4 protein-coding genes and 3 pseudogenes are annotated in these 6,032 nt (G+C 71.1%); 5 read left to right on the forward strand and 2 right to left on the reverse strand.

Translation table 11 applies throughout. From position 1 onward, the window contains the following. A pseudogene (locus tag B9S61_RS10190) lies at positions 1–153 on the forward strand (ribonuclease D); the annotation flags it as partial. Positions 154–183: 30 nt separating this feature from the next. Here the strand turns inward: B9S61_RS10190 and B9S61_RS10195 are convergent. Further along, positions 184–624 (reverse strand): annotated as a pseudogene (locus tag B9S61_RS10195) (carbohydrate ABC transporter permease); the annotation flags it as partial. Between B9S61_RS10195 and B9S61_RS10200 the strand changes: the two are divergent. From B9S61_RS10200 to B9S61_RS10210, 3 genes and pseudogenes are all read left to right on the forward strand, one after another. Then, a pseudogene (locus B9S61_RS10200) lies at positions 577–884 on the forward strand (substrate-binding domain-containing protein); the annotation flags it as partial. The pseudogenes B9S61_RS10195 and B9S61_RS10200 sit on opposite strands and share 48 nt — an antisense overlap. A 262-nt stretch (positions 885–1,146) precedes the next feature. Then, positions 1,147–2,388: an acetyl-CoA C-acyltransferase gene (locus B9S61_RS10205; protein ID WP_103541977.1), complete on the forward strand. Its 1,242-nt coding sequence runs from the start codon at positions 1,147–1,149 to the stop codon at positions 2,386–2,388. Then, the gene (locus B9S61_RS10210) at positions 2,385–4,514 is read left to right on the forward strand and encodes a 3-hydroxyacyl-CoA dehydrogenase NAD-binding domain-containing protein (RefSeq protein WP_103541978.1); all 2,130 of its coding nucleotides are present in this window, start codon (positions 2,385–2,387) and stop codon (positions 4,512–4,514) included. Before B9S61_RS10205 ends, B9S61_RS10210 begins: the two co-directional genes overlap by 4 nt. Before the next feature lie 85 nt (positions 4,515–4,599). Here the strand turns inward: B9S61_RS10210 and B9S61_RS10215 are convergent, their stop codons facing one another. After that, positions 4,600–5,616 (reverse strand): hypothetical protein, encoded by a 1,017-nt coding sequence (locus B9S61_RS10215; protein ID WP_103541979.1) that lies wholly within the window; start codon positions 5,614–5,616, stop codon positions 4,600–4,602. Positions 5,617–5,684: 68 nt separating this feature from the next. Here B9S61_RS10215 and B9S61_RS10220 point away from each other — a divergent pair. Then, positions 5,685–6,032: NTP pyrophosphohydrolase (locus B9S61_RS10220; RefSeq protein WP_103541980.1), on the forward strand; the 348-nt coding region annotated here is incomplete at its 3' end.

Consider the following 6,032-nt stretch of genomic DNA (forward strand, 5'->3'; position numbering starts at 1 on the left):
CTGATCACACCGGATACGGTGCGGAGGGTGTGCTGGGAGCCGCCCGTGCCCGGCGACGGGCAGTCGGTCGCGGCGGCGCTGGCCGCCCACGGAGCTCGTGCCTGGCAGGTCGAGCAGGTCACGCCGGTTCTTGTCGCGGCACTCTCCGCATAGTCGCCGTACGGCGGGTGCGGCCCGCTCCTGCTTCGTCGCTCCCCTCATGAAGCCGTTGCAGATGAAGCGCTGGAGGAGGAGGAAGACGGTCAGGGTGGGGAGGATGACCAGGACGGCGCCCGCCGAGATGGTTTCCCAGTGCGCTCCGAAGGGGCCCTTGAAGCGGAACAGGGACGTCGAGATCACGCCAAGGTCCTCGGAGGGCATGTAGAGGAAGGGGATGGAGAAGTCGTTGTAGACGTTGCCCCCCTTCACGATGACCACCGCCGCGATCGCCGGCTTGAGCAGCGGGAAGATCACCTTGCGGTAGACGGCGAAGGCGCCCGCGCCGTCCAGGCGGGCCGCCTCGTCCAGGGAGACCGGGATCGAGCGGATGAACTGCAGGAAGATGTGGATCGAGACGATGTCCGTGCCCATGTAGAGGGCGATCGGCACCCACAGGCTGTCGGACATGCCGAAGCCGTTGACAACGACATCATGGCGGTGGCGGGGTTGTCGGTGGCGGCGGAGATGGGGCTGCGGGCGCCGGAGGACGTGTCGCTGCCGGCGTCGGACGACTCGCAGCTGTGCCGGCTGACTCATCCGACACTGTCGGCGATGAGTCATGATGTGCACGGGTTCGGGGCGGAGGTGGCGCGGACGCTGTTCGGTGTCATCACCGGGGAGGAGCCGGGTCGCATCCGGTACCGACCCCGGTCCTGACCCCGCGGGGCTCCACTGCTCCGCCGTGAGCGTTCCCTCGCCCCCGCCGCCCCTTCCCGTCCCGAACCCGGGGCTCCGCCCCGGACCCCGCTCCTCAGACGCCGGAGAGGCTGACTTCCGGCCTCTCCGGCGTCTGAGGAGCGGGGCTACGAGGGCGGAAGACGTCTTACCGGGCGCCGCCGGTCGTGTGATGTTCGCCGCTCCGGGGGCCGGGACTGGGCAGTCACGTTACTCATAAGTAGCATGGCCCGTAAGCAAGCGCTCAGCATCCCGTACTGGAGGAGAGCCATCGTGCCTCGTACCGTCAGGGACGTCGTCTTCGTCGACGGCGTCCGCACCCCGTTCGGCAAGGCGGGCCCGAAGGGCATCTACCACGAGACCCGCGCCGACGACCTCGTCGTGAAGGCGATCCGGGAGCTGCTGCGCCGCAACCCCGGTCTCGACCCGAAGAAGATCGACGAGGTCGCCGTCGCCGCGACCACGCAGATCGGCGACCAGGGCCTGACCATCGGCCGCACCGCCGGCATCCTCGCGGGCTTGCCCACCTCGGTCCCGGGCTACTCCATCGACCGCATGTGCGCCGGCGCCCTGACCGCCGTCACCTCGGTGGCCGGCTCCGTCGCCTTCGGCGCGTACGACGTCGCCATCGCGGGCGGTGTCGAGCACATGGGCCGCCACCCGATGGGCGAGGGCGTCGACCCCAACCCGCGCTTCGTGAGCGAGAAGCTGGTCGACGAGTCCGCCCTGTTCATGGGCATGACCGCGGAGAACCTGCACGACCGCTACCCGACCATCACCAAGCAGCGCGCCGACGAGTACGCCGTGCGCTCGCAGGAGAAGGCCGCCAAGGCGTACGCCAACGGCAAGATCCAGGCCGACCTGGTGCCGGTCTCGGTGCGTCGCACCACTGTGCCCGACAGCGGCTCCGCCGCGGGGTCGGCCGGTGAGACGGGCTGGGGCCTGGTCACCGCCGACGAGCCGATGCGTCCGGGCACCACCCTGGAGAACCTGGCCGGTCTGAAGACCCCCTTCCGCGTCCACGGCCGGGTCACCGCCGGCAACGCGGCCGGTCTGAACGACGGCGCCACCGCCTCCCTCATCGCGAGCGAGGAATTCGCCCGCGAGAACGACCTCCCGGTCAAGATGCGCCTCGTCGCGTACTCCTTCGCGGGCGTGGAGCCCGAGGTCATGGGCTACGGCCCGATCCCGGCCACGGAGAAGGCGCTCGCCCAGGCGGGCCTGTCCATCTCCGACATCGGCCTGTTCGAGATCAACGAGGCCTTCGCCGTCCAGGTCCTCGCCTTCCTGGAGCACTACGGCATCGCCGACGACGACGCCCGCGTCAACCAGTACGGCGGCGCCATCGCCTTCGGCCACCCGCTCGCCTCCTCCGGCGTCCGTCTGATGACGCAGCTGGCCCGCCAGTTCGAGGAGCAGCCCGAGGTCCGTTACGGCCTCACCACCATGTGCGTCGGCTTCGGCATGGGCGCCACGGTCATCTGGGAGAACCCGCACTTCGAGGGGGACAAGTGAGCACCACCGCAGAGCTTCTGAAGGGTGCGGCCGAGCTGTTCCCCGGCGAGGTCGTCACCAGCGCGCACGTGCGCCACTTCGACCTGCCGCTGGGTGCCGGGCGCTTCGCGCTCATCACCCTCGACAACGGTCACGACCACACCAAGCCGACCACCCTCGGCCCGCAGTCGCTGGCGAACATCGACGCCGCGATCGACCGGGTCGAGAAGGAGGCCGCGGCCGGTGAGATCGTCGGCGTCGGCGTCACCGGCAAGCCGTTCGTCTTCGCGGTCGGCGCCGACCTCAAGGGCGTCGAGCTGCTGAAGCGGCACGAGGACGCGCTGGCCATCGGCAAGGGCGGCCACGACGTCTTCAAGCGGCTGTCGCAGCTGGCCGTGCCGACCTTCGCGTACTACAACGGCGCCGCCATGGGCGGTGGCGTCGAGGTCGGTCTGCACTGCGCCTACCGCACGGTGTCGTCCGCCCTCCCCGCCTTCTCGCTCCCCGAGGTCTTCCTCGGTCTGGTCCCCGGCTGGGGCGGCTGCACGCTGCTGCCGAACCTGATCGGCGCCGAGAAGGCCGTCTCGGTCATCATCGAGAACAGCCTCAACCAGAACAAGCAGCTCAAGGGCCACCAGGTCTACGAACTCGGTATCGCGGACGCGATCTTCGAGGGCGCGGACTTCCTGGAGCAGTCGCTGATCTGGACCGCGTCCGTCCTCAAGGGCGAGATCGTCGTCGAGCGTCCGGTGATCGACCGCAGTGAGGCCTGGGACCAGGCCGTCGCCAAGGGCCGCTTCATCGCCGACTCCAAGGTGCACGGCGCCGCCCCGGCCGCCTACCGCGCGCTGGACATCATCGCCGACGCCAGGAACGGCGACCTCCAGCAGGGCTACGACGCCGAGGATCAGGCGCTCGCCGACCTCATCATGGGCGGCGAACTGCGCTCCGGCATCTACGCGTTCAACCTCGTGCAGAAGCGCGGCAAGCGTCCCGCGGGCGCCCCGGACAAGTCGCTGGCCCGCCCGGTCACCAAGGTCGGTGTCGTCGGCGCCGGTCTGATGGCCTCCCAGCTCGCGCTGCTGTTCCTGCGCCGTCTCGAGGTGCCGGTCGTGCTGACCGACATCGACCAGGAGCGCGTCGACAAGGGTGTGGGCTACGTCCACGCCGAGATCGACAAGCTGCTCGGCAAGGGCCGGATCAACCAGGACAAGGCCAACCGCCTCAAGGCGCTGGTCTCCGGTGTGCTGGACAAGGCCGAGGGCTTCGCGGACGCCGACTTCGTCATCGAGGCCGTCTTCGAGGAGATGGGCGTCAAGCAGCAGGTGTTCGCGGAGGTCGAGGCGGTCGCCCCGGCGCACGCGATCCTCGCCACCAACACCTCCTCGCTGTCGGTCTCCGAGATGGCCTCGAAGCTGAAGCACCCCGAGCGGGTCGTGGGCTTCCACTTCTTCAACCCGGTCGCGATCCTCCCGCTTCTGGAGATCGTCCGCGGTGAGCAGACCGACGACGCCTCGCTGGCCACGGCGTTCGGTGTCGCCAAGAAGCTGAAGAAGACCGCGGTGCTCACCAAGGACGCCCCCGCGTTCGTGGTGAACCGCATCCTGACCCGCTTCATGGGCGAGATCCAGAACGTCATCGACGAGGGCACCCCCGTCGAGGTCGCCGAGAAGGCCGTCGAGCCGCTCGGTCTGCCGATGTCGCCGCTGGTGTTGCTCGAGCTGGTCGGTCCGGCGATCGGTCTGCACGTCTCCGAGACCCTCAACAAGGCGTTCCCGGACCGCTTCACGGTCTCCCCGAACCTCAAGAAGGTCGTCGGGGCGGGCAAGCGCGGCTTCTACGTCTACGACAGCGGCAAGCCCGAGCTGGACCCGGAGGTCGCCGCGCTGCTCGAGCAGGGCGACACCGTCCTCAGCGAGGAGCAGGTGCGGGCGCGGGTGCTGGACGCGGTGGCGCAGGAGATCGGGCTCATGCTCGACGAGGGCGTCGTCGCCGAGGCGCAGGACATCGACCTGTGCCTGATCACCGGCGCCGGCTGGCCGTTCCACCTGGGTGGCATCACGCCGTACCTGGACCGTGAGGGCGTCTCCGAGCGGGTCAACGGCAAGCGGTTCCTGGAGCCGGGCGTGGCGTCGGTTCCGGCGTAACGGCCGCACCGCACACGGGAGAAGGGCCTCCGCCGTCAGGGCGGAGGCCCTTTCCCATCGTCCGGCGCCATCCCGTGCCGCGCCCTCACACCTGCTGCCAGGCTCGCACGGCCAGTCCCGGTTCGTCCTCGCGGCGGGTGAGCAGGAGGCTGCCGGTGGACGGGGTGTGGGCGGCCGCGACGAGCTCGCCGTGCTCGTCGACGGCGAGGGACACCGTGGCGTCCGCGGGCAGTTGGGGTCCGGACTCGGTCCACCAGGCCCCGGCCCGCTCCTGTTCGGTGGGGTACGCGGCGAACGCGATCCGGCCGCTCGCGGCGCGCTGGGCGAGCACGGTGCGGTCGCTGCCCTCTATCACGCAGCGCACGGCGGACACCGGGCCGGGACCGGCCGCGGTGATGAGCGGCACCGGTGCCGCTCCCGGGCGCCAGGCGCACAACTCGCCCCGCCGGTCGGTGAAGTAGAGGGTGGTGTGCTCGGCGGAGGTGGCCAGGGCGCGCAGGGTGCCCGGTTCCGGGGACACGTCGAGGCCCTCCGCCCGTACGGGCCGCCTGTTGGGGTCCTCCTGACGCCAGTGCAGGATCCCGTCCGGGGCCGCGGCGAACAGCCCGATCCTTCCCAGCGCCCCTGCCGCGGCCGTGAGCTGCTCGTGGACGCGCCGTCCCCCGAGGTCCACCCACGGGTACCAGCCGCCCTTCTCCTTCTGCACGAGCATGCTCACGCCTCCGCCCCCGTTGCGGACGAAGACGAACGCACGGCCCCGCTCGTCGACGGCCACGGCCGGTGTTCCGGTGCGGTCGCCCGTGCGGTTGGGGTGACCGAGCGGGCTGAAGTCCAGCGGGGCGAGCCGGGGGCGGAAGTGGGTGGAGTGCACCAGGACGGACCCGCCGTCCGCCGTGGGCCGCCAGGCGACCAGATGGGCGTAGCGGTCGGCGCCCTGGCCGACGGCCGGCCCCGGGCGCAGTCTCTGCTCGCCGCCGATCCTGCGGGACGCCTCCCAGGGGCCGCCGGGGGCGAGTTCCGCCCGGCACAGGACGGCGTCGTCCGACGTCAGGTAAGCGGTGAGGCGGCCGTCGCGGCCGCGGAGGAGCCAGTCTCCGTTCACCGCTTCACCTTAGGCACAACGGTTCACCGCGTGCGGGCGGGGCCGGTCCCCCGTGGGACGCTGGCACCATGAACGACACCGCCGTCCTGCTTGTGATCGTCGACGCCGCGAACGTCGTCGGGTCGGTGCCCGACGGATGGTGGCGGGACCGCCGGGGCGCCGCCGAGCGGCTGCGCGACCGGCTGGCCGCGGACGGCCTGCCCGGCCGTACCGGTCCGGTGGAGATCGTCCTGGTGGTCGAGGGCGCGGCCCGCGGGGTGGAGTCGGTGCCGGGGGTCCGTGTGGAGTCCGCGCCGGGCAGCGGTGACGACCACATGGTCGCGCTGGTGGCCGCGGCCGGAGACCGTGCGGTCCTGGTCGTCACGGCCGACCGCGAGCTGCGCCGCAGGGTGGCGGCGCTGGGCGCGGAGTGCACC

Source organism: Streptomyces sp. SM1, assembly GCF_002910825.1.
Lineage (GTDB): Bacteria > Actinomycetota > Actinomycetes > Streptomycetales > Streptomycetaceae > Streptomyces > Streptomyces okerensis.